This window comes from Frigidibacter sp. SD6-1, from assembly GCF_030143255.1.
Taxonomy (GTDB): domain Bacteria; phylum Pseudomonadota; class Alphaproteobacteria; order Rhodobacterales; family Rhodobacteraceae; genus TMP-24.
Genome location: NZ_JARJNR010000031.1, coordinates 1 through 1,192, shown reverse-complemented (window position 1 = coordinate 1,192; position 1,192 = coordinate 1). Strand labels below are relative to the sequence as shown.

The 1,192-nt window shown below is 67.3% G+C and carries 1 protein-coding gene; it reads left to right on the top strand.

Going from position 1 to position 1,192, the window contains the following annotated elements:
• The first annotated feature begins 83 nt into the window (after positions 1 to 83).
• Positions 84 to 1,187 carry an ISAs1 family transposase gene (locus P0645_RS19225; protein WP_284166167.1) on the top strand — a complete coding sequence of 368 codons (1,104 nt, stop codon included), beginning with the start codon at positions 84 to 86 and terminating at the stop codon, positions 1,185 to 1,187.
• Positions 1,188 to 1,192 lie beyond the last annotated feature (5 nt).

Sequence of the window (1,192 nt, the reverse complement as noted above, 5' to 3'; positions counted from 1 at the left end):
CAGGGGAATCGCATTTGAGAAATATCTCTGGCGGTGAGGGGTGATATGGATTCTTTGGAGGGCTCCTTTTGTGGAGTTTTCCGATGCCGTCCCTGATCACGATTTTCCGCGATCTGCCTGATCCCCGGTCGGGGAATGCGCAGCGCCATGATCTTCTGGACCTTCTGACGATTGCGCTTGTGGCGTCGGTCTGCGGGGCGGAAACCTGCGTGGATTTTGCCGAGTTTGCCGGGGACCGGGAGCCTCTCTTGCGGGAATTCCTGAGGCTGGAGAATGGTTTGCCGAGCCAGGACACCTTCAGCCGGGTGTTCCGGCTCCTCGATCCGCAGGCCTTCGGGCGGGCTTTCGAGGCCTTCCTGAGCGACCTTGGCGCCGGGGGGCCCGGGGTCGTCGCCATCGACGGCAAGACGCTGAGGCGCTCTTTCGACCGCGCGGCGGGCCGCTCGGCGCTGCATGTCGTGACCGCCTTCGGGGCCGAGGCGCGGGTCAGCCTCGGCCAACGCGCGGTGGCCGAGGGGCAGAACGAGATCACCGCCGCCCGGGCGCTTCTGGCCAGGCTGGCGCTCGATGGCGCGCTGGTGACGGGCGATGCGATCCACGCCCAGGCCGAGACGGCGCAGCTGGTGCTGGAGCGGGGGGGCGATTACCTCTTCGCGCTGAAAGGCAACCGCCCGGCGATGCTGGCCGAGGTCGCGCGCTTCTTCGCCGACCCGCCCGGCCCCCTGGAGGCTTTCGAGACCACCGACGCCAACCACGGCCGGATCGAGACCCGCCACCACCGCGTAACCCATTCTGTCGATTGGCTCTTTGGTGACCGAGCCGAGCCCGGCGCCCCCGCCATGCCCGGCCTTGCCACGCTCGCCTGCGTCACCGCCAGCCGCAATGGCGGCCCGCCCGCGACCCGTTACTACCTCTCCTCCGCCCGCCTCACCCCCGAGGCCTTCGCCCGCGCCATCCGCTCCCACTGGGCCATCGAGAACAGCCTCCACTGGGTGCTCGACGTCACCTTCGACGAGGACCGCGCCCGCAACCGCACCGACAACGGCCCCGAAAACCTCGCCATCCTGAGGCGCCTCACCCTCAACCTCCTCAGAACCGCACGGCCAAACCTCCCCATCTCAAGAAAAAGAAAGCGATCAGCATGGTCCGACGACTTCGCAAGGTCCATCATCGGCCAAATGCGATAGCCCTG